19 protein-coding genes are annotated in these 24390 nt (G+C 70.3%); 8 read left to right on the top strand and 11 right to left on the bottom strand.

Going from position 1 to position 24390, the window contains the following annotated elements; all coding sequences use genetic code 11:
• Positions 1 to 6 precede the first annotated feature (6 nt).
• Positions 7 to 1347 (top strand): TIR-like protein FxsC, encoded by a 1341-nt coding sequence (locus tag ACZ52C_RS00715; protein ID WP_469072734.1) that lies wholly within the window; start codon positions 7 to 9, stop codon positions 1345 to 1347.
• On the top strand, positions 1344 to 5279 hold the full coding sequence (gene fxsT / locus ACZ52C_RS00710) for an FxSxx-COOH system tetratricopeptide repeat protein (protein ID WP_469072733.1): 3936 nt from the start codon (positions 1344 to 1346) through the stop codon (positions 5277 to 5279). The genes ACZ52C_RS00715 and fxsT overlap by 4 nt, the downstream gene beginning before the upstream one ends.
• Here the strand turns inward: fxsT and ACZ52C_RS00705 are convergent.
• Positions 5249 to 6223 carry an alpha/beta fold hydrolase gene (locus ACZ52C_RS00705; protein ID WP_469072732.1) on the bottom strand — a complete coding sequence of 325 codons (975 nt, stop codon included), beginning with the start codon at positions 6221 to 6223 and terminating at the stop codon, positions 5249 to 5251. The two genes, fxsT and ACZ52C_RS00705, sit on opposite strands and share 31 nt — an antisense overlap.
• Before the next feature lie 389 nt (positions 6224 to 6612).
• On the opposite strand from ACZ52C_RS00705, the gene kstD reads away from it, so the two are divergent.
• Positions 6613 to 8412 (top strand): 3-oxosteroid 1-dehydrogenase, encoded by a 1800-nt coding sequence (kstD, locus tag ACZ52C_RS00700; protein WP_469072731.1) that lies wholly within the window; start codon positions 6613 to 6615, stop codon positions 8410 to 8412.
• 58 nt (positions 8413 to 8470) lie between these two features.
• Here the strand turns inward: kstD and ACZ52C_RS00695 are convergent, their stop codons facing one another.
• Together ACZ52C_RS00695 and ACZ52C_RS00690 are read right to left on the bottom strand one after the other, a co-directional pair.
• Positions 8471 to 8947 carry a GNAT family N-acetyltransferase gene (locus ACZ52C_RS00695; protein ID WP_469072730.1) on the bottom strand — a complete coding sequence of 159 codons (477 nt, stop codon included), beginning with the start codon at positions 8945 to 8947 and terminating at the stop codon, positions 8471 to 8473.
• A 48-nt stretch (positions 8948 to 8995) separates the two neighbouring features.
• A complete protein-coding gene (locus ACZ52C_RS00690; protein ID WP_469072729.1) occupies positions 8996 to 9676 on the bottom strand; it encodes a cyclase family protein in 681 nt (226 codons plus the stop codon).
• Positions 9677 to 9747: 71 nt separating this feature from the next.
• Here ACZ52C_RS00690 and ACZ52C_RS00685 point away from each other — a divergent pair, with 71 nt between their 5' ends.
• Entirely contained in the window at positions 9748 to 10671 is a 924-nt protein-coding gene (locus ACZ52C_RS00685; protein WP_469072728.1) for a LysR family transcriptional regulator, read from the top strand.
• Between the two features lie 372 nt (positions 10672 to 11043).
• On the opposite strand, the gene ACZ52C_RS00680 is transcribed toward ACZ52C_RS00685, so the two are convergent.
• Positions 11044 to 12678: an MFS transporter gene (locus ACZ52C_RS00680; protein ID WP_469072727.1), complete on the bottom strand. Its 1635-nt coding sequence runs from the start codon at positions 12676 to 12678 to the stop codon at positions 11044 to 11046.
• A gap of 134 nt (positions 12679 to 12812) precedes the next feature.
• On the opposite strand from ACZ52C_RS00680, the gene ACZ52C_RS00675 reads away from it, so the two are divergent.
• Positions 12813 to 13532 (top strand): TetR/AcrR family transcriptional regulator, encoded by a 720-nt coding sequence (locus tag ACZ52C_RS00675; protein ID WP_469072726.1) that lies wholly within the window; start codon positions 12813 to 12815, stop codon positions 13530 to 13532.
• 358 nt (positions 13533 to 13890) lie between these two features.
• Here ACZ52C_RS00675 and ACZ52C_RS00670 read toward each other — a convergent pair whose 3' ends face one another.
• Both ACZ52C_RS00670 and ACZ52C_RS00665 read right to left on the bottom strand, forming a co-directional pair.
• Positions 13891 to 14550 (bottom strand): TetR/AcrR family transcriptional regulator, encoded by a 660-nt coding sequence (locus ACZ52C_RS00670; RefSeq protein WP_469072725.1) that lies wholly within the window; start codon positions 14548 to 14550, stop codon positions 13891 to 13893.
• A 143-nt stretch (positions 14551 to 14693) separates the two neighbouring features.
• A complete protein-coding gene (locus ACZ52C_RS00665; RefSeq protein ID WP_469072724.1) occupies positions 14694 to 15359 on the bottom strand; it encodes a helix-turn-helix domain-containing protein in 666 nt (221 codons plus the stop codon).
• A 164-nt stretch (positions 15360 to 15523) separates the two neighbouring features.
• On the opposite strand from ACZ52C_RS00665, the gene ACZ52C_RS00660 reads away from it, so the two are divergent.
• The gene (locus tag ACZ52C_RS00660) at positions 15524 to 16150 is read left to right on the top strand and encodes an NAD(P)-dependent oxidoreductase (protein WP_469072723.1); all 627 of its coding nucleotides are present in this window, start codon (positions 15524 to 15526) and stop codon (positions 16148 to 16150) included.
• A gap of 322 nt (positions 16151 to 16472) precedes the next feature.
• Here the strand turns inward: ACZ52C_RS00660 and ACZ52C_RS00655 are convergent, their stop codons facing one another.
• From ACZ52C_RS00655 to ACZ52C_RS00635, 5 genes are all read right to left on the bottom strand, one after another.
• The gene (locus ACZ52C_RS00655; RefSeq protein WP_469072722.1) at positions 16473 to 17330 is read right to left on the bottom strand and encodes a GvpL/GvpF family gas vesicle protein; all 858 of its coding nucleotides are present in this window, start codon (positions 17328 to 17330) and stop codon (positions 16473 to 16475) included.
• Positions 17327 to 17641, bottom strand: coding sequence for a gas vesicle protein K (locus tag ACZ52C_RS00650; RefSeq protein ID WP_045557382.1), 315 nt, complete (start codon positions 17639 to 17641; stop codon positions 17327 to 17329). The genes ACZ52C_RS00655 and ACZ52C_RS00650 overlap by 4 nt, the downstream gene beginning before the upstream one ends.
• A 37-nt stretch (positions 17642 to 17678) precedes the next feature.
• Positions 17679 to 18626, bottom strand: coding sequence for a gas vesicle protein (locus ACZ52C_RS00645; protein ID WP_469072721.1), 948 nt, complete (start codon positions 18624 to 18626; stop codon positions 17679 to 17681).
• Positions 18616 to 19083, bottom strand: coding sequence for a gas vesicle protein (locus ACZ52C_RS00640; RefSeq protein ID WP_469072720.1), 468 nt, complete (start codon positions 19081 to 19083; stop codon positions 18616 to 18618). The genes ACZ52C_RS00645 and ACZ52C_RS00640 overlap by 11 nt, the downstream gene beginning before the upstream one ends.
• Positions 19084 to 19860: 777 nt before the next feature.
• A complete protein-coding gene (locus ACZ52C_RS00635; RefSeq protein ID WP_469072719.1) occupies positions 19861 to 21315 on the bottom strand; it encodes an amino acid permease in 1455 nt (484 codons plus the stop codon).
• A 708-nt stretch (positions 21316 to 22023) separates the two neighbouring features.
• On the opposite strand from ACZ52C_RS00635, the gene ACZ52C_RS00630 reads away from it, so the two are divergent.
• Positions 22024 to 22758 carry a FadR/GntR family transcriptional regulator gene (locus ACZ52C_RS00630; RefSeq protein ID WP_469072718.1) on the top strand — a complete coding sequence of 245 codons (735 nt, stop codon included), beginning with the start codon at positions 22024 to 22026 and terminating at the stop codon, positions 22756 to 22758.
• Between the two features lie 77 nt (positions 22759 to 22835).
• On the top strand, positions 22836 to 24305 hold the full coding sequence (locus ACZ52C_RS00625; RefSeq protein ID WP_469072717.1) for an APC family permease: 1470 nt from the start codon (positions 22836 to 22838) through the stop codon (positions 24303 to 24305).
• The last annotated feature ends 85 nt before the right edge of the window (positions 24306 to 24390 follow it).

Raw genomic sequence — 24390 nt, 5'->3', positions numbered from 1 at the left:
CATGCGGTGGCACCTCAACGGGGATGGGGCCCGATCGACAACAGGCCCTATTTCTTCCTGAGTTACGCCCACACCCCGACCTGGGGGCCGGACGGGGGCGACCCCGATCACTGGGTGCACACGCTTTTCAAGGATCTGTGCAACCACGTCATGGCACTCACCGACCTGCCGGCGGGAGCACCCGCCGGTTTCATGGATCGGGAGCTGCGTTCCGGGCAGGGTTGGCCGGACCAGCTCAGCGAGAACCTCGCCACCTGCCGCGTGTTCGTACCGCTCTTCTCACCCCGCTACTTCACCAGCGAGATGTGCGGACGGGAGTGGTACGCGTTCAACGAACGGATCGTGCAGGCCAAGGCGGCCACCGGGGCTTCGGATCTGCCCGCCATCGTGCCGGCGCTCTGGACCCATGTGAACTTCGACCTTCTCCCCGATTCGGTTCGGCACATACATGTCGACCACTCCTCGTTCGGTGCGCGGTATCTGGCACACGGAATCTATGGGCTGATCAAACTCAAGAGGCTGAGAGACGAATACGAAGAGGCGGTGATGACTCTCGCCCAACGGATCGTGCGTGTGGCCCAGGAGTCCCCCCTGCCGACGAGCCGGCCGCGCCCCTACGACTCGACACCCAGCGCCTTCAAACCTCGCGGCGAAGGCCCCCGCCGCATTCATCTGACCGTGGTGGCGCCCACCAGGAGCAGCAAACCGGAGCATCGGGACGACCGCCCGTACGGCGAGGAGGCTCAGGACTGGAACCCTTACCACGGTGAGTCGGCCCGGCCGCTGCCGGCGCTCGCGGAGGAGATGATCCGGTCGCTGGACTACCGGATCACGGTCTCCGATTTCGACAACGACCCCTGGGAATGGGGTGGTTTCGGCCCGCTCGAGTCTGATGGTGGCACAGGAGACGAGAAAGTCCTGACCAGGCACCCGGGCATCCTCCTCATCGACCGCTGGGCGATCTCGGACGAGGACCGCAGGCGCAGACTCAAGGCACTCGATGACAACTCACGCCCCTGGATCAGTGCGATCGTCCCCTGGAACCGCGCCGACCTGCAGTGCCATGGCGAGGAGGGTCGGCACCTGGCTGCGGAGCTGGACCGCACACTGCCCCTGATCCTGGAGCGAGGCAGGCGCACCGACTGCCGTATCGCGGTCATGGGCGTTCCCACCCTCAAGGCGTTCACCGACATACTCCCTGCCGTCGTGGCCCACACGACACGGCAGTACTTCAAACACGCAGAGGCCCATCCACCACCTGGCCCACATGTGCCTCGCCCCCGGCTCACGGGTCCGACGTACACCTCGTATCCCGCGACAGGGAACGACACAGGAGGAGAAGCATGACGGCCACGGGCGGACGCATCATCACCTTCTACTCGTACAAGGGTGGTACGGGCCGCACGATGGCGCTCGCCAACACAGCGTGGATTCTCGCCTCCAACGGCAAGCGGGTACTGACCGTCGACTGGGACCTGGAGGCGCCGGGCCTGCACCGGTTCTTCAGTCCGTTCCTCGACCCCAACGCGCTCGCCGCCACCAGCGGCGTGATCGACATCATCACCGAGTACAGCTGGGCGGCGACGACTGGCGGCCCTCGCAGTGGCCCCTGGCACCTCGACTACGCACGGGTCGAGGACCACGCCGTGTCACTCACGACCGAGCAGCACGGCCTGTCCTTTCCGCACGGTGGCTCCCTTGACTTCCTCTCAGCGGGCAGGCAGAACCGTGAGTACTCAGCGACCGTGTCGTCCTTCGAGTGGGACAACTTCTACGAGCGCCTGGGTGGGGGCCTCTTCCTGGACGCCCTGCGCGACGACATGAGGGCCAAGTACGACTACGTCCTGATCGACAGCCGCACCGGCCTCACGGACAACGCGGACATCTGCACCATCCAGATGCCCGACGTGGTGGTCGCCTGCTTCACCCTCAGTGGCCAGGCTCTGGACGGCACGGCCGATGTGGCCAGAAACGTCGAGGAGGGCTACCGCAAGCGACGCATCCGGGTCCTGCCCGTACCCATGCGCGTCGACGAAGGCGAGAAACAGAAGGTCGAGGCGGGACGGGCGCTGGCCCGCATGCGGTTCGCGGGTCTGCCGAAGACCCTCGGCGGTGAGAATCGAACGCCGGAGCAGCTCGACGCGTACTGGGGCGCGGTCGAGATCCCGTACCGCCCTTTCTACGCCTACGAGGAGACTCTCGCGACCGTGGGCGACAAGAGTGGCATGCCGAACTCCATGCTGTCCGCCTTCGAACGACTCACCGCGGAGATCACCAATGGTGAGGTGACACACCTTCCCCCCATCCCCGAACAGGTGCGATCGCGCTGCCTGGACGCCTTCACCCGCCGGACACCACGGCCGACGCGACCGGACATCCTGATCGTGTACGCGGCGGAGAACCGTCTGTGGGCCGAGTGGGCGGAGTCGGCGTTCAAGCGCACAGGGTGCAACGTGACCCTGCACGACGTCACCAGCCACGCGCCGACCCAGCCGGACGTCGGAACCCGCGCGGTGCTCCTGCTGTCGGGCCCATTCATCAGCTCCCGCAACGCGCACGCCACGTGGCGCCTGCTGATGGAGGCCACTTCGGATCAGGCCCACGCCCCTGGTGTCGCGTTCCGCGTCGACGAGGTCCGGCTCAGCGGGCCCTATCGGAGTTCCACGCCCACGCTGCTCGGACTGGACGAGACCCAGTGCATCGCGGCCCTGCTCGGGGCCTTGGACTTGCGGGCGGAAACTCTGGCGAGCGGGCCGATGGACCCGAGCTTCCCGGGACGCACACCCGATATCTGGAACATGCCTGGCCGCAACACCACCTTCACCGGCCGGGCGCTTGTTCTCGATCGACTCCGTGATCAACTTCGGGAGGACATGACCGTAGCCGTGCCGAAGCCTCAGGCACTGTTCGGACTCGGCGGTGTGGGCAAGACACAGGTCGCGTTGGAGTACGTGCACCGGTTCATGGCCGACTACGACCTCGTCTGGTGGATCTCCGCCGAGGAGACCGAGAACGTCGTCGCTTCCCTCGCCGAACTAGGCGCGCGGATGGGGGCACAGGGGGGTGACGACATCACGCAGGTGAGTCAGGAGGCGGTACGCCTGCTCTCGCGTGACGCGAAGACGAAGCGCTGGCTCCTCGTGTTCGACAACGCCGACGACCCCGCCGCCCTGGCACGGTTCATCCCTGCGGGCGGCAGCGGGCACATCCTGGTGACCTCGCGCAACCAGGCATGGGGGGAGCGGGGCGAGCCCTTGCCCGTCGCCGTGTTCACCCGCGAGGAGAGTGTCGAGCACCTCTCCCGACGCACACCCGGGCTGAGCGCGCAGGAGGCCGATCGGGTGGCGGAGGCGGTCGGGGACCTGCCACTCGCCGTGGAGCAGGCGGCGGCCTGGCTCGCCGAGACGGCGGCGCCCGTCGAGGAGTATCTGCGCCTGCTGTCCGAGCAGACCTCGAACGTGCTGGACCTCAACCAGGCGGCCGATTACCCGCATACGGTGGCCGCCACCTGGCTGGTGTCCATCGCCCGGCTGCAAGAACGCTCACCGGCGTCCGTGCGGCTGCTGCAAGTGTGCGCGTTCATGGGACCGGAGCCGATCTCGTCGGCTCTGCTCTACAGCAAGGAGATGCTCGACGAACTCAGGTCGGTGGATCCGACTCTTCAGGAAAGACTGTTGCTCGGCCGAGTCGTCCGCGAGATCAGCCGCCTGGCTCTCGCGCAGATCGACCAGGTCAACAACAGCATCCAGATCCACCGTCTGGTGCAGGCCGTGATTCGCTCACAGCTTTCGGCAGAGGAACAGCGGCAGGCCAGGCATGTCGTCCATCTGGTGCTCGCCGGCGCCCGGCCACAGGACGACGAGCCCACGGACAATCCCGAGGGCTGGCCCCGCCTGGAAATCATCTGGCCCCATCTGTTGGCCTCCAACGCATGGGAGTGCCGCGAGTCCGAACCGCGTCGCCTGCTCATCGACCGCGTTCGGTATCTGTGGAAGCGTGGAGGGTTCACCGCCGCGGCACAACTCGCCGAAGAAATACTGCAGCACTGGAAGCCGGCACTCGGCGAGGATCACATGCAGTACCTGTACCTTCGCGCCCAGCTCGCCAACGTACGGCGGTCACAGGGCCGATACGTGGAGGCCAGAGGGATCGACGAGGACGTCCTGGACCGACAGCGTCGAGTTCTCGGCCCGACCCATCCGCACACCTACATGACGATGTCAGGTCTGAGCGGCGATCTCGCAGCTCTCGGGGAGTACCGGTCGGCAGTCGAGCAGGCCCGTGAGGCCTACGACGGATACGGGCAGATCTTCCACGACTCCCACCCGCGGACTCTCAACGCGGCGAACAACCTCGCCCTGGCGCTGCGTATGGTCGGCCGGTACAGCGAGGCCAGGGACATCGACCAGGACACCTACGATCGCCGCAAGGAGGTCCTGGGGCCCTACCATCCCTACACGCTTTCGTCAGCGTCCAGCCTGGGCCGCGACCTCAGGGAAGTGGGCCGCTACACAGACTCGGTGAGGCTCCTGGAGGAAGCCTACGCATCGCACAAGGACACGCTGACCAAGGCCTTTCCGGGCACGTTGAGCTGCGCCAAGGGGCTGGCCGTGTCACTGCGTCGGGCCGGGCGGTTCCAGGAGGCGGAGCGGCTCACCACGGCGACCCAGGCCGAGTACCGGGCGCAGTACGACGCGCCTACGCCCGACTCGTTGGCCTGCGACCTGAACTGGGCAGCCGACCTGTACGCCACGGGCCAGAACGAGAAGGCTCGGCGCGAGGCACACCTAGCGCTGACGGAGTACATGAAGGTACCGGGAGAGCGGCACCCTTACACCTTGGCAGCGCTGAACAACCTGGCCATCTACCAGTGGAGCTGCGGAGAGCGCGAAGCGGAGTCAGCCTTCCGGCGGGCGCACGAGTTCATGGCGGACGTCCTGGGCGAACGGCACCCTCACACCCTTTTCTGCCGCGCCAACCACGCCAATGTCCTCGCCGAGCAGGGGCATCTGGAGGAAGCGCGGCTGTCGGAGGAGACGGCACTCAACGACTTGAGGCAGGTTCTGGGTGCCCACCATCCGGAGACCCTGGCCGTAGGCAGCAACCTGGCGCTGACGCTGCATACGCTGGGGCGGACTGCGGAAGCGGAGCAGATGAGCACGGAGGTGCTGACCGCACTGGGACAGCAGGCAGCGGTGTTGGGGCACAACAACGCGATCCTGCAACAGGTCAGCCAGAAGCAACGGGTCTACCGGGACCTGGAACCACTGGCAGTGTGAGCGATCGAGAAGGAGGAGGGGGTGCCTTCGCCGCTTGTCGCCGACCCCTCTCGCAACGGGGTGTCCTCCAGAAGCCAGCCCAGCATGTCCGGCAGGGCACGCAGGGCCCCGAAATGCGCCGCATCCGGCTCAAGGACGATGGTGGCGCGCGGAATGCGCGCAGCCAGCCACGACGAGTGCGCGGGCGGGGAGAAGACATCCTGCACACCGTGCCAAAGCCGCACAGGCGTGCGGATGTCAGCTGGATCGAACCCCCACGGCCCGGCCAGGGCGAGAGCGTCATCGATCCAGCCGTACGGCGAGGTGCGCAGTGCCTCGATGTAATTGCGCATCAGCATGGAGCGGATGCCGTTGTCCGAGACGATCCTGCGATCGTCAGCGGTCAGATCGTGCCGGATCTGTTCCAGTAGCTTGGCCGGGTCGGAGCGGATCGCCTTGGACCGCGGGATGAGCTGGGCCATGAAACGCTCGGGGTCCTTGAACGCCAAGCGGAATTCGTCGACGTTGAAGGCCGACATCCCCTTGTACCAGTCCAGCCCCTCCGCGTCGCGGGGGGCGAGTGTGACGAGTGCGCCTGCTCTGGTGACCCTGTGCGGCAATCGAGCCGCGCAGGCGAGTGCGTGCGGGCCACCGCCGGAACGGCCCACCACGGCGAACCGGTCCAGGCCCAGCGCATCGGCGATCGCTGTGACGTCCTCGGCCACGTCCACGACCCGACGCCCGGGCAGCCGACTGGAGCCGCCGTAGCCCGGACGGTCGTAACTGATCAAGTGGACGCCGCGCTGGTAGAGGAACATGGAGCGAGGCCGGGGGCCCACTCGGCTGCCGGGCATGCCGTGCAGCAGGAAGACCGGCCGCCCACCCGGGTCACCGGAGCATTCGACCCGCAACAGCCGTCCGTCCGGCGTCCGGACACGGTCCAGCGTCGGCACCAGGTCCTGCACAGCGCTTCCCCTCTCCTGGTCCCGCCGACCGGGACCACGCTGCCGGAACTCGTCCCGTGCGTCCAGTCAACGCCACTTTGTTGATGCCAACGTAGCCGACCACGCCCAGATTGGCGGCATGCGTGAACTTACGTTCTCAGGGCGTACAGCAGTGCCTGACGCGGCCTTGCCGCACGACAGCTGAACCACCCCCGCGGCACCGGCCAGGGAGGAGCCCGCAGCTCTCCGCCGTCCACGGCCACCATGCCCGACGCGTGTCTTGACTTCACCATGCCTTCACGTCAGATTCGAGGCTCCGCACACAGCCCGGGGCGTACGGGAGCGTGGTCGCGTTGCCGCCGGGGGATCAGCACCGCCACCCGTCCCTTCGTGAGGCTGGAGCGTCCCGCATGTCCAAGAGCGCGGATCCTGAGAGACGTACGGGGCCCGAGGCGGGCCCGAGTCGGCGGCGGGTGCTGGGGACGGCCGCGGGGGCCGGGGCCGCGGTCGCCGCGGGCGGCGGGCTCGCGGGGGCCGCCGTCGCCGCCGCTCCGCCCCTGCTCGGCACGTACGACGTGGTCGTCGTCGGCTCCGGCGCGGCCGGGATGACCGCCGCGCTCACGGCGGCGAAGCAGGGCTTGAGTTGTGTCGTCGTGGAGAAGGCGCCGACGTTCGGCGGGTCGGCGGCGCGGTCGGGGGCCGGGATCTGGCTGCCCAACAACAGTGTGATCAAGGCGGCGGGGGTGCCGGACACCCCGGCCAAGGCGGCGCGGTACCTCGCGGCCGTGGTCGGCGACGACGTGCCCGCCGACCGGCAGAGGGCGTTCCTCGACCACGGGCCCGCCATGCTGTCGTTCGTCATGGCGAACAGCCCGCTCAGGTTCCGCTGGATGGAGGGGTACAGCGACTACTACCCGGAGCTGCCGGGCGGGCTGCCGAACGGGCGGTCCATCGAACCGGACCAGTTCGACGGGAACCTGCTGGGCGAGGAGCTGGCACGGCTGAATCCCGCCTATCTGGCCACGCCGGCCGGGATGGTGGTGTTCAGCGCCGACTACAAGTGGCTCGCGCTGACCGCCGTGAGCGCCAAGGGGCTGGCCGTCGCCACCGAGTGTCTCGCCCGGGGCACCAAGGCCGCCCTGCTCGGGCAGAAGCCGCTGACCATGGGGCAGGCACTGGCGGGCGGGCTGCGGGCCGGGCTGCTCGGCGCCGACGTGCCGGTGTGGCTCGACACCCCGCTCACGGACCTGCACCTGGAGAACGGCGCCGTGAAGGGTGTGGTCGTCACCAGGAACGGCTCCGCCGGGCTGGTCCGGGCCCGCCGGGGCGTCGTCGTCGGCTCCGGCGGTTTCGAGCACAACGCGGCCATGCGGGCGCAGTACCAGGAGCAACCGGTCGGAACGCAGTGGTCGGTGGGGGCCAAGGAGAACACCGGCGACGGGATACGGGCCGGCCAGCGCGCCGGTGCCGATGTCGCGCTGATGGACGACGCCTGGTGGGGACCGGCCGTCGACACCCCGGGCCAGGCCTGGTTCTGCCTCGCCGAACGCACGCTGCCCGGAGGGCTGTTGGTCAACAAGGCCGGTGCGCGGTTCGTCAACGAGGCGGGCCCGTACAGCGATGTGGTCCACACGATGTACGAGAAGGACACCTCGTCCGCCTCGCACATCCCGGCCTGGCTGATCGTCGACCAGAACTACCGCAACCGGTACCTGTTCAAGGACATCGCGCCGACCTTCCCGTTCCCCGACGAGTGGTACGACGCCGGGGCGGTCCACAAGGAGTGGACGCTCGACGCGCTGGCCGGCGCGATCGGCGTACCCGCCGCCGCCCTCCGTTCCACCGTCGACCGCTTCAACTCCCTGGCCCGGCAGGGCGACGACACCGACTTCGGGCGCGGCGACAGCGTGTACGACCACTACTACTCGGACCCGTCCGTGACGCCCAACTCCTGCCTGGCGCCGCTGTGGTTGCCGCCGTTCTACGCCCTGCGCATCGTCCCCGGCGACCTCGGCACCAAGGGCGGACTCCTCACCGACGCCCGCGCCCGCGTCCTGCGCCCGGACGGCACGGTGATCCCCGGTCTCTACGCGGCGGGCAACGCCAGCGCCGCCGTGATGGGCCGCAGTTACGCGGGCGCCGGATCGACGATCGGCCCGGCGATGACCTTCGGGTACGTGGCGGCGCTGGACATCGCCGGGAAGCTGTAGTGCCGCGGCGGGCGACGTTCGCGCGAGGGGCGTACGTCGCCCGCGACGGCGCTGCGGGTCAGTGCACCTGGGAAGCGGCGCCCGTGTCGTCGAGCCGCAGGTCGATCCACGGGATCGTGTCGCCGTCCAGCAGATAGCGCTCGGTCTCCACGAAACCGTGGTCGAGCGCGAACCGCAGGCCGTCCTCGTTCGAGGACAGGACGCAGGTCTCGATCGTCCGGGCGCCCAGTTCGCGCGCCCGCCGCACGGCCCGCTCGTACAGCTGCTCGCCGAACCCCCGACGCCGGTGTTCGGCGAGCACGCGCGCGATCACCATGGCCGTCGCGCCGTCCCCCTCGGGCGGACGCACGGTGGAGTTGCCGACGAGGACGCCGTCCGCGTGGGCGAGTTCGAGGTGGTTGCGTACGGCGCGCTCGCGGACGTCGTCCAGGGAGAGCAGGTGGGCCGGGATGATCGTGTTGTGGACGTGCCGCCAGGCCTCGAGTTCCTCGTCCCCGGCCGCACCGTCCACGCGCTTGATGTCGAGATCGGTCACGGCGTCAGCCTAGGGCCCTGGACACCGCCCGCGCCGACCGGTTTTCGGCTACGCGTCGAGGAGCGCGTACGCCCGTACCGGGAACGTCCCCATGCCCTCGACGGCCGGCGGCGCGGCGTGGAAACGGAAGCCCCGCGCGGGCAGTTGCTCCAGGCCCCGCAGGTGTTCGACGACGGGGATGCCGGCGGCGAGGAGACCGGTGTGCGCGGGACGGGTGCCGTCGTCGGTGTCGTCGATGTTGAGGGTGTCCATCCCGACGAGGACGGCGCCCTGCTCGACCAGCCAGGCCACCGCGTCGGCGGTGAGGTAGGGGTGGCCGTGACCGTAGCGGTCGGTGCCCCAGTGCCGGGCCCAGCCCGTGTGGATCAGCACCGCCCGGCCGCTCACGTCGTACGGCAGCAGCGCCTCCCGGTCCACGGCCCGGCCGCGGTCGTCGACACCCTCGACGCGTACGACGACACCGTCGAGGTCGATCAGCCGGTCGAGCGGCAGGCCCGCGAGATCCTGGCCGTCGTCGAAGCGGTGGTGGGGGCTGTCGACGTAGGTGCCGGTGTTGGACACCATCGAGATGCGGCCCATGGCGAACTCGGTGCCGGGGGCGTAGATCTTCCGCGAGGCCTCCCGGGTGAGGTGCTCGCCGATCTCGGGGCCGGGCAGCCCGGGGTAGGTGATCATTCCGTGCCGGATGGGGTGGCTGAGGTCGACGATCCGCCGTGACTCGGTGCTCATGCCACGCATCCTCCCTGTAGTACCACTTCATCACAAGCAAGATTTACTGAAGCGGCACTACAGTGTGGCTTATGGAACTGGATCCCCGTCGGCTGCGCGTCCTGCGTGCGGTGGCGCTGCGCGGCGGTGTGGTGGACGCGGCGAAGGTGCTGCATCTGACGCCGTCGGCCGTGTCGCAGCATCTGGCGCAGCTGGAGCGGGAGGTGGGTCAGCCGCTGGTGGACCGGTCGCGGCGCCGGGCGGGGCTGACCCCGGCGGGACGGCTGCTGGCGGCGCGGGCGGAACGGATCGAACGGGAACTGGCGGAGGCCCGCCGTGAACTCGCCGAGCTGACGGGCCGTTCGACGGGGCCGGTGACGGTCGCCGCGTTCTCCTCGGCGGTGTGCCATCTGCTCGTCCCGGCCCTCGCCGCCCTCGCCCGCACCCACCCGGAACTGCAGCCGAGGGTGGTGGAGGCCGAGGGCCCCGAGGCGCTGCGCGAACTGCGCACCGGCGGACTGGATCTGCTGGTCGTCGAGTACGACGGCGACGATCCCGACCCGCACGAGCAGTGGCGCGACCTCGCGTCCGCGCCGGTGGCCGACGACGAGTACCGCGTGGTCACCCCGGCCGACTGGTCACCGACGCCCCGCTCGGTCAGGGATCTCGCCGACCGCCCCTGGGTCACCGCACCGCCCGGCACGGCGTGCGGCCGCGCCCTGGCGCGCATCTCCGCGCAGTACGCCTTCACCCCGAGCCGCGCCCACACCGCTCGGGAGTTCCCGACCGCGCTGTCCCTGGTCCGGGCGGGCCTCGGCGCGGCCGTGGTCCCCACCCTGGCCCTCACCGACGCACCCCCGGAAACCGTGGCCCTGCCCACGGTCCCGGTGGCGGGCCACCGCCGCATCGCAGCCACATGGCCCGCCTCCCCGTCCGGCCCACAGCCCCGGACTTCGGCACTGGTCGAGGCCCTGCGACAGTCGGCCGAGAACTTGGGGCTGACGCCTGCGCCTTGATGCGCCATGAGGGGGCGGGCGTGACGTGCGGGGCTGCGTGGCGGGGGGTGCGAGCGGGGCCGCAGGGGCGCGAGCGGCGGTGGGTGCGGTTCAGCGGAGGAGAGCGGGGGTGGCCTGTCGCCGCAGGGCGGCTTCTGCGGCGAGAGCCCACCGCCGCTTTCATCTCACGGTCCCTCGGCCTCCGGGCCGCCCCGGAGTCGAGCCCGGGGCGGCCCGGAGGCCGAGGACGGTGAGGTGTTCCCACGGGACTCCCGTGACCGTGGACGGGAACCGTCGTTCCGGCAGAGGCGTCGCCCGGCGATCCGGGGCCGCGTCGCCGGCGACCCAGGGGACGCCCCGCCGGCGACCCGGCGGTCGCCCCGCCCGGGCGATCTAGCGGGTGGACCCGGCGCGCTCCCGCTCAGCCGCTGCCTCGTCCGCCGTCGCCGTCCCGGCCCCCGGCTCGGCGTTCTTCTCGGCGAACCCGCGCCGGCCCGGCAGGACCGCGAGGACGATCAGGGTTCCGGCGGCCATGATGATCCCGCCGATGAGGCTGGTCTGGGCGACACCGTGGGCGAAGGCCTGGTGGACGGCGTCCACGACGGCCTGCGCCTGCTGCGGCCCGGCGGAGGGATCCTGCGCGACCCGCTCCGCGACCGCCAGGCCACCGCCGACCGAGTCCTTGGCGATCTCCATCGCCTCGCCCGGGAGCCGGTTGCCCACCAGATCGGTCAGCTCGTCCCGGTAGGCCGTGCCCAGCAGCGAGCCCAGCACCGCGATGCCCAGCGCTCCGCCCAGCTCCAGCGCGGTGTCGTTGGCACCGCCGGCGACGCCCAGCTCGGACTCGGGGAAGGAGTCCATGATCGTGTCGGTCGCCGGGGAGACGCTCAGCCCGATCGCGAAGCCCAGCATCATCATCGGCGCCAGGAAGTCCCCGTACGTCGAACCCTTGTCGATCTGGGTGAGCAGGAACACGCCCGCCGTGCCGACGGCCATGCCGGTCACGACCATCGCCTTCACCCCCAGCTTCGGGGTCAGCTTCCCGGTCACCACGGCCCCGAGGAACACCGCACCGGCCAGCGGCAGCAGCCGTACACCCGTGTCCAGGGCGTCGTAGCCGAGGACGAACTGCAGGAACTGCGTCGAGTAGTAGATCGCGCCGAACGTGCCGAAGAAGAAGAACAGCACCGCGAGCATCGAGCCGCTGAAGGGCCGCAGCGCGAACTTGCGGACGTCCAGCATCGGGTGCGGGTGACGCAACTCCCAGGCGCCGAAGGCGAGCAGACCGACACCGGCGACCACGGCCGCGGTGACAGGACCGACGCCCCAGCCGAAGTGCGGGCCCTCGATGGCCGCGTACACCAGGGAGCCGACCGAGACGATCGACAGCAGACCACCGACGTAGTCGATCCGGCCCATGCCCTCCGCCTTGGACGGCGGCACCAGGGCGAGCGCGCCGAACACGGCGACGACGGCGATCGGCACGTTGATCAGGAAGGTCGAGCCCCAGGCGTGGTCCTCGAGCAGCCAGCCGGCGACCAGCGGGCCGACGGCTATCGCGAGGCCCGAGGTCGCGGTCCACGCGGTGATGGCCTTGACGCGCTCCCCCCGGGGGAAGGTCGCGACCAGCAACGACAGCGTGGCCGGCATCACGACCGCGGCACCGACACCCATGATCGCGCGGGCCGCGATGACCAGCGAGGTCTCGTCGACCATGCTCCCCATCACCGAACCGCCGGCGAAGATCAACAGCCCAAGCACCAGCGCGCCGCGCCGGCTGTACTTGTCGCCGATCGAACCCAGCACCAGCATCAGCGCCGCGTACGGGACGGTGTAGCCGTCGACGACCCACTGCAGATCACTGCTGCTCAGGCCCAGGTCGGTGGTCATGTCGGGGGCGGCGACGATCAGCGACGTGTTCGCCATCACCACGATCAGCAGGCTCAGGCACAGCACGAGCAGCGCCCACCAGCGCCGCGCGTACGGCCCGGTCATCTTCTCCACGGGGGTGTTCGCGAGGAAGGGCATCGGTAGCTCCTAGAGGACGGGGACGACGAGCAGAATCACTTAATTGCCCATCGATGTGCAGACTAGTTTATTGCCCATTGCTGTGCAACTATCGCGATGACCCCCCTCCTTCCACCCGCCCCCGAGGTACCGACGTGACCAGCCGACCAGCACGAACACCGACGGCGAGGCCGAGGCCGTCTCCGGCACAGCGCCACGAGACGCCACCTCCTCCCCCTCCGACTGCGGCTTCGCCTCAGCGGCGGGACGCGCAGGCCACCCGTGCCCGGATCCTCGACGCGGCCCGGCGGGAACTGGCCCGCGACCCCGACAGCCGCCTGGAGGACATCGCCGAGGCCGCCGGTGTGGCCCGGCGCACCGTGTACGTCCACTTCGCCGGCCGGGCCGCGCTCGTCGAGGGCCTGGCCGCCGAGGCCGCGGAGGCGATCCGGCGGGCCGTCGCGGACGCCCCCGCCGAGACCGCCGACGCCGCCGCCGACCTGGCGCGCCTCGTCCTCACCGTGTGGCCCGTCGGCGACCGCTACCGCACCCTCATCCGGCTGGCGCGCGGCCATGACCTCACCCCCACCCGCGTCGACGAACTGCTGTCCCCCGCCCGCGACCTGGTCACGAAGGTCCTCACGCACGGCCACCGGCAGGGCGTCTTCCAGACCACCCTCCCGCCCTACCCGCTCACCCGGGCCGTCGAGGCCCAGCTGCTGGCCCTGCTCGACTGCGTCAACCGCGGCCTCTGGTACGACGACGGCACCGGCGCCGCCACCGCCGCCCTCGTCACCGCCGGAGTCGCCCCCGACACCGCCACCGCGAAGGTCGCTCACATACGGAAGACCGGGTCGCCCCCGAGCCTCGTCTGAAACCCCGAGCCGTCCCCGCCACCCCACGACCAGCGGCACACCCGAGGCGTCAACTCCGCACCCCGCGCACGCCGTTGGTGCCGCGGAACGCTAGCCGTCGTCGCCACCTCGCGGTCCGCCCCGGTGCTCGCGCCCGTCGCGGTGGACCGGGCCGTGGCCGCGCGCTGGAACCGACCCAGGGCTGAACCAGGGTCTTCGCCGAGCCGATCGCGCTCCGGAACATCCCCGGCGGGGCCTCCGGCTGCGCTCGGTCACCGCCACGGAGCTGGGCCTCACGGCCCGCTTCTCCGCCAAGTCGGTCACCTTCCGCCGCGACGACGCCCGGGGCACCTCCTCGAACGGTTCGGCCTGAGAGGCTTCAGGCGCCGTCCGCCGGAAGAGTCGTGGCGAGCGCCGACGCGGCCTCCTCGACCACCGCGCTGGCACGCTCCTCCGGCACGCCGGCCGCGATGAGGGTGGCCGTGGCGATCCGGTGCCCGTCGTCCTCCAGCGCACCCGTGTTGACGGACTCCAGGAGCGCGACGTGCATCGCCTCCAGGCCGGCGCTCTGCACGGCCGGCGGCAGATGGGAGTGGAAGACGCCGTCCCGCTGCCCGCGCTCCAGGATCGCCGTGGCGGCCTCGCGGGCCGGCGCGAGCACCTCGGCGACGCGCTCGGAGCCGAGGTCCCGCCGGGCGAGGGCCAGCAGCATCCGGTAGCGGTCGCCCACCGGCCACATCCGGAGCACGAACCGCGCCAGCGCCCGCTCGGCCGGCTCCGCCGGATCCCCCGACTCCGGCCCGGCCTCGACCGTGTTCCGCAACGTCTCGGCGGCTTCCTCGGCGAGCGCCTCCAACAGCGCGGCCCGTCCCGGGAAGTGTCCGAAGAGGGTACGCCGGACGACCCCGGCGGCCCGCGCCAGCTCCTCCAGCGTGACATCGGGGTTCCGCCCCAGCTCCTCACGGGCCGTGGCCAGGATGCGCGCCCGGTTGGACCGCGAATTACGGCGCAGCGGCTCGCGGGCCACGGGCTTGCTCACGGAGAACCTCGCAGCATCGGAGGACGGACGAACAGCCCCCTATTTTGTCACGCCGGGCCGAAGCCCCCCTCTCGCGCCCCACCACCCACACACGGAACACACCGCCCGACCGACCAGGCCCCGTACGCCCCGCCCGGCGCCGATCATCCGCGGGTCAGACCCAACTCCCCGGCCCGTACGCCCGCCTGGAAGCGTGAGGCCGCGTCCAGGCTGACGAGCAGTTCCGCGACCCGGCGGCGGTAGGTGCGCAGCGACATGCCCAGCTCGCGTGCGGCCACCTCGTCGGTGGCGCCGGAGACCAGGGCGCGCAGGACCTTGGAGGTACCGGCGTCCACGCGGGGCCGCTGCGGATCGAGGAAGGTGGACAGGTCGGCCGCGCTCTCCCAGGCGGCCTCGAAGAGCGCGTAGGTGCCGCCGATCAGGGCCGGCGAGGCACTCATCGTGTACGTGCGCGGCCGCTGGGTGCCCGGCGCGGAGGACGCCGGGTCGGTGAGGATCATGGTGCGCCGGTCGATGATGACGGTGCCCTGCGGCAGGGGGGCCGTGGCGATCCGGATCCGGAAGCCGTACGCGGCCATCTCCCGCAGGACGTCCCGGTCGCGCTCGTCGGCGAGAACGGCGGGGCTGTACAGCTTGCGCGCCCGGTGCACCTTGCCGAGGCGCATCTGGCGGCGGGCGGCCTCACGGGCTCCGGGCCAGGTGTCGAGGTCGTGGGCGATGTGAACCCATTCCCCGGCGTCCGACTCCGCCAGGGGCCCGACCCGGGCCCAGAACTCGACATCACCGCGGAGTTCGATGACCTGTGCCATGCGTTCAGTATGCCGTTGGCAGGAAGGTGCCACGGGCTCGCCGGAAGGGCGCGGATCTTGCAGGCTCGCCTCCATGAACGGCAGGTTCCGCCCGGCCGACGCCCCGCACCCCGTCCCGCGAGACGTCACCCGGCTCTTCCGATCCTCAGACGAAGGACGCTCCCATGAATCTCCTGATCCTCGGTGCGACCGGTCCCACCGGCCGCCATGTCGTCGACTTCGCCCTCGCGGCGGGCGACCGGGTGACCGTCCTGGCGCGCAGGCCGGAGGCTCTGGCGGACCTGGCGGACCGGGTGACCGTGGTCGCCGGGGACGCGACCTCGCACGGTGACGTCGCGAAAGCCATGGTCGGGCAGGACGCCGTCGTCTCCGCTCTCGGCAGGAGCACCTCGATACGTGCCGACGATCTGTTCACCCGCGCCGCGACGGCCGTGATCGGCGCGGCCCGGGAGCGGAACGTCTCCCGGTTGGTGTGGCTGTCCTCGTTCGGAGTGGGTGAGACCTACCGCTCGGCGAGCGTCGTACAGAAGATCTTCTACCGCACCTTCCTCCGGAACATCTACGCGAACAAGGCGATCTCCGAGCGGGCGATCCGCTCCAGCGGCCTGGACTGGACGCTGGTCTACCCGACCATGCTGACCAAGGGCCCCGCCAAGGGCGGCTACCGCGCCGGCCACCGTCTCCCGATGAAGGGCAACCCGACGATCAGCCGCGCGGACGTCGCCGACTTCCTGCACAAGGCGTCCCACGACCCCACCTGGATCCACCGCGACGCCGTCATCACGGACTGAACCCGCCGCCCGGCACCCGGCACCCGGCACCCGGCAGGGCAGTGCCCCAGGCCGGGCCCCGCAACAGCCGTGACGTTCGCTCGATGGCCGACGGGGCGTCACGTTGCGACGTCCACCAGGACCGTGCCGACCGCACCGCCCTCCACCGCTCGGTGCGCGTCGGCGATGCGGTGGAACGGAAAGCGGACCAGAGCGATCGCCGCACAGTGAGGAGGCGGATTCAGCGGTGGGCCGACCGCGACCGCGCGCACGGCGAGGCCGGGATGACCCGGCCCGGTTCATGCACCTCCGGCGTGGCGTCGATCCGGCCGGGATTCGTTGATCACGGCGGATCAGAGCGTGCGCCGGCCGACGGCTGCCCCGCGAGCAGGGCTGCGGGTGTCGGGGGATCCGGCAGTTCGGTGAAGGAATACGGAGGCCAGGGGCCCAGAAAACGGATACGCACGGCGGGTTGGCGTGCCTGGAGTTCGCTCAGGACTCCACCCACGGTGTCGATGTTCTCCTGCCGGGTGAGGAGGGCTGCTGACAGCACGTGTGTCTCGTCCGGGGATTGCCGGGTGCGTCCGCGGTCACGCAGGTCTTCCGCGATGGCGAGCAGTTTGCCGCGGATTTCCGCGTGCACCTCGTCGGCCAGCCGCTCGGCCGTCTGCCTGGCGGTCTGTTCCTCCTGTTTGGCGAGGAGCCGGCGCATTCCCGCCGAGCGCTGCGTCGAGGCCGCATCCGTGTGCGAGGCCGGTGTGGCGCCGAGGGCTCTGCGGTCCAGGGCTATCTCCACACGCAGTTCGCACCGGTCAGCCAGTGTGCGTAGCTGTTCGTCGATCTCGGCTGCCCGTTCGGCGATCCATTCCGTCAGTCGCTCGGCCGCCTTCCGCCCGCCTGCGGACCCGCCCGCCGGGGACGGCTCATCGGCCACCAGGACATTGAAGGTCATGGGCAGGACACTGCCGGTTCGTTCCCACACGGTGGTGACGACCTCGCTCTGCTGCCTCACCCAGCGGCGGACCTGGTCGTCACTGCCCTGGTACGGGGTGGCGGGGGCATCGTGCACCAAGGCCGCGATGCCTGTGCCCGGGGCGTGTACGAGCCGTGTGGGACACCCGTCGAGACCGGTGACCTCACAGGTGGTTGCTGTCCCTGGACGGAGCAAGGCGTACACGTACAGGGCGTGTTCCCCGGTCATGCGTCGGCCTCCTCGGCCCAGCGCCGAGGGTTGACGAGTTTGTCGACCACGTCGTCGACCACCTCGTCCAGGCCCCGGTGCAGGTCCGCGACGGAGGAAGTGATGCCGTGGTCGTCCTTGATCTGGTCCATCGCCTCATCCAGTTCCAGCAGCGCGTCGGCCAGGCGCTCGCTCTCCTCCAACGTCAGGTCGCCTCCGTTGATACGGCGCAGAGCCTGGCGTTCGAGCGCCTCCTGGATGACCTCCACCAGCGTGACCACCAGAGACAGCACGCCGTGCTTGAGGCTTTTCTCGTCGACGGTCAGGGGCATGACTGCCCACCTTTCTGTGTCACGGTTCGCCGTACGGTCATGCGGCCGGTGGCATGGACCCCACCGTGGTCAGCGCCTGCGTCAACGCCTGCGTCCAAGGCACCGAGTCCCCGGCGGCCAGCAGCACTTCGCCCCGCCCCATGGCACGCAGGACGAGCACTTCGCCGTCCCCGGCGGGGCTGGTCCCGTTCGCCGTACGGCGCACACCGGTGATCTCCGCGGTGGGTACGACCAGGGCGGGCCGGGAATCCATGGGCGACTTCCAGGTCAGGGCCTCACCGGTGAGCCGTCCCTGCCCACAGCGCCACAACGGGCCGCCGCGGCGCGGCTCGTGGAACCACAGCCGCCCCTCCGCCAGCGGCCGCTCCTCGACAGCCGGCGACGTGTGCCAGAGCGCGTCGTCCAAACGGCCCGCGCACGCGTCGGTGAGATGGTCGTGCAGCCGCTCGGGGTCCTGGGCCGACAGCAGTTCCTCCGTACCGTCGGCCAGCGCCACCCGCACCCGCAGGCGTTCCTCGCCGCCCACCGTGGGCTCCGGGGCGAGTCGGACACCCCGGACCACGCCGAGATCGCTCTCCCACAGGACTTCCCGAGGCTCGTCCCGCACCACGGCCAGACGCTGGTCGGTCAGCCAGACGATGCCGGGCCGCCAGGTGCGGTTCGGCCCCTCTGTCAGCAGGTGTCCGCCGCTCATGCGGCTGATGACTCTCTCGCCGTCCCACAGGTCGATCGTGCGGCGTGCGGCGGACCGTTCGGCCCAGGCCCGGGTCGCCTCGTCCCAGTTCCGCATCATGCCGTACTCGAGCATGGTCTCCATGCCTGCGACGGCCGCCCGGAGGCTGACCCCGATCAACGGGACGTCCGACACGGCGACAATGAGGTCCAGGTGCAGGACCGCGCCCTTGTTCAGCAGGACCTCCACCAGGTCGTCCAGTGTCACCCGGGGGTCACGCGTCGGACGCAGGGGCGATGGCTCAACGGTCACGCCGGGCCGCCTCGTCCCCAGCCTCCACGTTCGCGCGGTCGCCACCGGCGGCGGGGCCGTCGAGAGGGACGGGACCCGCCAGGGCTTGCTCCGTCAGGCGGGCCTGGGCACTGCGCCAACCGCACCAAGGGCAGTACTCCTGCAGCAGTTGCTCGACGGGAGCACGTTTGTCGCACTGGGGGCATGTCTCCTTCGCCACCCGCGCCTGCCGCCAGGCGGCCGTCTCCGTGTCCGTACCGGAGGGGAACTCCAGCCCGTAGTGAGCGGCCGTCTCGAACGAGGCCAGGGCGGCGCGCAGACGGATGCCGAGCAGTTCCACCCCCGCCACCGACACCATGATGTCGGCGTTGAGGACCAGTCCTTTGTCCAGCAGGGTCTCCACGACATGGGCCAGACCCCCGTCGCCGTCCCGTCTGGGCTGCAGGGGAACGGCTCCCACGCCTCGCGTTCCGGCCATCGCCCCATCGCGGCGTGTGCTTGCGGGCGGTAAGGCGGCCCGGTTGCCCACGTTGTCGTCCGGATAGCTGCTCATGCCTGTGCAAGTATCCGCCCTCGCGCGGCTTACACACCCGACACGGCGGAGGTCGGCCGTCCTGGCGGGGGTACGCGGCTGCGTTTTCAGTACAGGCCGTTTCCCACCCACACCGACCAGCTGCGCAGAAGCCATGTACCGCTGGTTCAAACGCTGCGAACTGGAACATCCGCGCAGGCCAGGGACGCTCGCACCACCGACACCGGCAACGAGGCCGAACTCACGAGCAGCGGATTCAGTCCGCTCAGGCCAAGTCGCCGACCCAACAGGACAAAATGAACGTTTCAGCAGGTCAGAGACCTGCAGAAGTGGAGCGGGTGGGACTCGAACCCACGGCCGACGGATCATGAGTCCATTCGGGATCTTGGCGACCCTTGCCGATCCGTGCCGATCCGCGCCGATTCATGGCGTTCTTGCAGGTCAGGCGTGTGCACCTGTGTCGGGGTTCGGCGACAGCAGCCCACAGCGGCACGGAGTAGCACGGGATGCTCGCCGGCCTGCGGAATCGGAGACCACGTGCCAGCACACGCACATCCGAGCCACGCGACGACCATCCCGCCCGCGGTACGACTGGAGTAACTGGTCCGCCCCCGCGGGACGTACCGGCCCGGCATGACTGGTGCAGTCGAGAAGCCGGTGACGCGGCGGGAGGGCCGCGTCACCGGCGGGTCGGGGCGGCCGTGCAACGGGCCGCCCCGGCTGTTACGAAGGGATGACCTTGTCCTGCCGGGCGTTGCGAGCCAGCCGCTCGCGGACCAGCGCGAAGGCCACCACGGCCCCGGCCACCAGGGTGGACAGGACGACCTGGTCGCGGCCGCCGCCGTCGGCGGTGTCGGTCAGCATGTAGACCAGGACGAACGTGATCATCGCGATGGTGGCCCAGGTCAGGTACGGGTACAGCCACATCCTGACGACCAGCCTGTCCGGCGACTCCCGCTGGATGATCTTGCGCATCCGCAGCTGGGAGAAGCAGATCACCAGCCAGACGAAGAGGGCGATCGCACCGGAGGAGTTGAGCAGGAACTGGAAGACCGTGTCCGGCCAGAGGTAGTTGAAGGCGACGGCGACGAAGCCGAAGACCACCGAGGCCAGGATCGCCGCCCGCGGGACTCCGCGTCCGGTGGTGCGGGCGAAGGCGGCCGGGGCGTCGCTGCGTCGGCCGAGCGAGAACGCCATCCGGGACGCGGTGTAGAGGCCGGAGTTGAGACAGGACAGCACGGAGGTGAGCACGATGGCGTTCATGATCTCGCCGGCGTGCGGGATGCCGACGGAGTTCAGCGCGGCGACGTACGAGCCGTCCTCGAGGATCGCCGGGTCGTCCCAGCGCAGCAGCGACACCACGACGAGGATCGAGCCCAGATAGAACACCGCGATCCGCCAGATCACGCTGTTGGTGGCCTTGGTGACCGCGGCCCGCGGGTTCTCGGTCTCGCCGGCGGCCAGGGTGACGATCTCGCTGCCCATGAAGGAGAAGACCACCATCAGGATGCCGGTGAGGATCGCCCCCGGCCCGTTGGGCAGGAACCCGCCGTGTTCGGTCAGGTTGGAGAAGCCGGATGCCGGGTGATCCGAGCCGGGCAGCAGGCCGAAGATCGCGAGTCCGCCGATCACGATGAACGCGGCGATGGCGACGACCTTGATGCCGGCGAACCAGAACTCGAACTCGCCGTAGGAGCTGACGGAGACGAGGTTGGTGGCGGTGAGGACGACCATGACGAGCAGGGCCCAGCCCCACTGCGGGACCGCAGGGATCCACCCGGCCAGGATCTTGGCGCCGGCGGTCGCCTCGACGGCGAGCACCACGACCCAGAAGAACCAGTACAGCCAGCCGATGGTGAAGCCGGCCCAGCGGCCCAGCGCACGGTCCGCGTAGGCGGAGAACGAGCCGGAGGAGGGGTTGGCCGCGGCCATCTCGCCGAGCATCCGCATGACGAGGACGACGAGGGTGCCGACGAGCAGGTAGGAGATCAGGATGCCGGGACCGGCGGCGGCGATGCCGGATCCGGAGCCGACGAACAGACCGGCACCGATGACACCACCGATCGCGATCATCGACAGGTGACGGTTCTTCAGCCCGGCTTGCAGGCCGGATCCTTCTGAGGCGCTCTCGGTGGTGGTCACCGGATCAGGGGCGGGACGAGGGGCTTGTGTTGTCATCTCGACATCCAGGAAGCAGGTGGGGACGAGGGAAGGTTCCGGCGGGATCGGGCGGGGTGGCCGCATGGATGCCGCCGGGCGGGGGGTGCGGGGGTGCCGGGTAACAGTGCGGGTGGCGATCACGGTCGGTGGGAGGGCATGGTGGACCGTGGCCTCCGGGTCCGGTGCCTGCTGGACCGGTCGGACCGGTGGCGTTCAGGAAAATAGTTCAGGACGATCGAATAAAACAAGGGGTCCAGTCGTCCACCCCATGGCGCCAGCGCGCCGCCTCCCCGGGGCGCGCATGCCTCGCAACCGCCCCCTCGCGCCCCGTCGGCGGACCCCGGTGACGCGCCCGCCGGGGCGTAAATCCCCTGGTCGGGGCCATGACGAGCCAGCCGCCACCCACGCCTCGTTCCCCGCCTTCCGGACCCGTCACGGCAGGGGCTTGTTTAACTGTTCACCTTGCTCTAATTTTTCCTGCATCGCGACCCGCTCCTCCCGTCGCGACGCCCGTACCGTGCCGCGCCATGTCGTGCCCCGGCTGTTCCGGGCTGATTCGGAACCTCCTCGGGAGTCCCCATGCATCACACAGTGGCGTCGTCGCGGGAACCACCGGCGGACCTTCCCCCTCACCGAGCGCGAGCTCGCCCTCGGCGCCGACCCTGCGCACCGCACGACGGCCGTCGTGCGCCGCGACCGCGATCAGCGGGCAGTTAGGGTGGCGGCGTGGCGAATGCAGCGGGCAAGTTCGGGCCTTACCACCCGCCAGGCCCGGCCCAGACGACATCGGTCACCGGCGTGGGACACGCCCGCGCCCTGCCCGGCGGGGGTCAGAGCGGATCCGATCTCGTCCGGTCACGAATCGCACTGCGGGTACGCCTGCGATCCGTGCAGCCTGGAGACCGGCTGCCGGACGCCGGGGTCCTCGCCGAGGAGCTGGGAATCGGCGAGATCACCGTGCGCCGCGCGCTGGAGGGCATGTGCCAGGACGGCCTGCTCGACCGCCGGCGCGGAAGGGCGGGCGGAACCTTCGTCGCGCAGGACTGGGACACCGTCGTAGCCCTGATCCACGACCCCGAGGAGGCGGCTTCGCTGGACGCCTTCCAGCTCCTGCTCGAATGCGGCCTCGTGGCACACAGCTCGGGAGAGGTCCCGGCCGAACGGCTGGACGGGCTTCGGGTGCTGGTCGAGGAGATGGAACAGACCGACGACCCGGCGCGCCTGGCCGAGCTGGAGACCCGATTCCACCTGGACCTCGCGGTGGCGCTCGGCGGCGCCGGAATCCGCGAGTTCGCCGCCGATCTGCTCGGCCGGCTGTGCCTGCTGCTGCCCGCACCGGAACCCGCGGTCGTACGGGCGCAGAACCGCTGCCACGCCGAACTGCTCGCCGAACTCGGGCGGGGTGCGACCGATCCGGCCGTGCAGGCGGTGAAGGCACACCACCGTTCCCGGCACCGCTGACACCCGGTCCGTGCCGGCCCGGCCGTCGAGAACCCGCGCATCCATCACGCCGCCACACCGCACGAGGAGTTGCCGCCATGCCCAACCCCGGAGCCGGCCCGCTGTCCCTGCCGGGTCCCGTCGGCGGCGCGCCGCAGCGGCTGCGCGGCGGCGTCCTCGGCATGGCGGACATCGCCGCCGCCACGATGGCCAATGTCGGCCCGGCCATGAGCTTCTTCTTCGGTTTCGCCTTCCTGGCCACCACCGCGGGCGTGGCGTCACCGCTGACCATCCTGGCCGCGGGCATCGCGGTGGCGCTCCTCGGCAACACGCTGGCGGAGTTCTCCCGGGCGCACCCCTCGGCGGGCAGCTTCATCACCTTCGTCGGCAAGACCTTCGGGCCGGTCAGCGCGGTGACCACGGCGCTGCTGGCGGCGCTCGGCTACATCATCGCGATGGCCGGCGTCATCTCGATCTCCGGCGGGTTCGTGCAGATCACCCTGCACCACTACACCGGCGTGGACCTGCCGTGGATCATCTGGACGCTGCTGCTCACCGGACTGGCCGTGGCGCTGATGCTGCGCGGGGTGGTGGTCTCCACCAAGTGGGCCGGCTACTTCTTCGGCGCGGAGATGCTGGTGCTGGTCGTGGTCTCGGTCGCCGCGCTGGTGGAACACCGCGGCGAGCTGTCCTTCGCCCCGTTCCTGCCCAGCCACATCAGCGACGGCTTCAAGGGGCTGGCGGCCGGCTTCCCGCTGGCGGTGTACCTGTTCATCGGCTGGGAGAACTCGGCGGCCCTCGCCGAGGAGACGGAGAATCCGCGGCACAACGTCGGCCGCGCGGTGTTCTCCTCCGTCACGATCATGACGGTGAGTTACATCCTCTTCGCCTACGCCACGGTGACCGGCTTCGGCTACGACGTGACCAGACTCGGCGCCTCCCGGATCCCGTTCATCGAGGTGGCCCACCACACCCTCGGCGTGCTGGCGTTCCTCGCCTACCTCGGCGGTCTGACCTCCACCCTCGGCGTGCTGATCGCGGGCATCAACTCCCAGGCCCGCCTGGTGTTCAACGCCGGACGCGAGGGGCTGCTCCCCTCCTTCTTCGGTTATGTGCACCCCATCCGCCGCACACCGAACAAGGCGATCATCACCTTCACCGCCACCGCGCTGCTGATCATCGGCGGTTGGGCCCTGGGCCACCTGCTGGGGTCCTCCGGCGACTCGATGAACCCGGTGGTCTTCTTCACCGAGTCATCGACCCTCGGCGCCATCCTGATCCTGCTGGTCTACCTCGCGTCCAACATCGCCCTGCCGCTGTACTACCGCAGGTACCGGCCGCAGGAGTTCCGGGTGGTCCGCCATCTGGTGCTGCCCGCGCTCGGCACGGTGGCCATCCTGGTCCCGCTCTACTACCTCGCCAAGCCGGGCCAGCCCGCGCCTTACAACTGGTTCCCCTACGTGGCGGTCGCCGCCCTGCTCGCCGCCGTCGGCTACGCGGCCCTCCTGGTCCGACGCGACCCGACCCTGGCCGAACGTGTCGGCTCCATCGTGGCCGACGCGGACTGAGCCCTCGCGACCGGCAAGAGCGCGGACTCGACGAGGACGGACTGATCGGCGCGGCAGCCCTGCTGCGTCTCTGTTCGCGCGGCCC

It is taken from the genome of Streptomyces sp. NPDC034049 (genome assembly GCF_055575575.1).
Note: the sequence above shows the minus strand (reverse complement) of the source record. Positions and strands in the feature narration are given on the sequence as shown.

Coding starts and splice junctions, on each gene's coding strand:
- ACZ52C_RS00640 (WP_469072720.1), bottom strand. CDS start 19,083: ATGGCCGGAACGCGAGGCGTGGGAGCCGTTCCCCTGCAGCCCAGACGG.
- ACZ52C_RS00650 (WP_045557382.1), bottom strand. CDS start 17,641: ATGCCCCTGACCGTCGACGAGAAAAGCCTCAAGCACGGCGTGCTGTCT.
- ACZ52C_RS00625 (WP_469072717.1), top strand. CDS start 22,836: ATGCCCAACCCCGGAGCCGGCCCGCTGTCCCTGCCGGGTCCCGTCGGC.
- ACZ52C_RS00655 (WP_469072722.1), bottom strand. CDS start 17,330: ATGACCGGGGAACACGCCCTGTACGTGTACGCCTTGCTCCGTCCAGGG.
- ACZ52C_RS00665 (WP_469072724.1), bottom strand. CDS start 15,359: ATGGCACAGGTCATCGAACTCCGCGGTGATGTCGAGTTCTGGGCCCGG.
- ACZ52C_RS00660 (WP_469072723.1), top strand. CDS start 15,524: ATGAATCTCCTGATCCTCGGTGCGACCGGTCCCACCGGCCGCCATGTC.
- ACZ52C_RS00690 (WP_469072729.1), bottom strand. CDS start 9,676: ATGAGCACCGAGTCACGGCGGATCGTCGACCTCAGCCACCCCATCCGG.
- ACZ52C_RS00685 (WP_469072728.1), top strand. CDS start 9,748: ATGGAACTGGATCCCCGTCGGCTGCGCGTCCTGCGTGCGGTGGCGCTG.
- fxsT (WP_469072733.1), top strand. CDS start 1,344: ATGACGGCCACGGGCGGACGCATCATCACCTTCTACTCGTACAAGGGT.
- ACZ52C_RS00680 (WP_469072727.1), bottom strand. CDS start 12,678: ATGCCCTTCCTCGCGAACACCCCCGTGGAGAAGATGACCGGGCCGTAC.
- kstD (WP_469072731.1), top strand. CDS start 6,613: ATGTCCAAGAGCGCGGATCCTGAGAGACGTACGGGGCCCGAGGCGGGC.
- ACZ52C_RS00635 (WP_469072719.1), bottom strand. CDS start 21,315: ATGACAACACAAGCCCCTCGTCCCGCCCCTGATCCGGTGACCACCACC.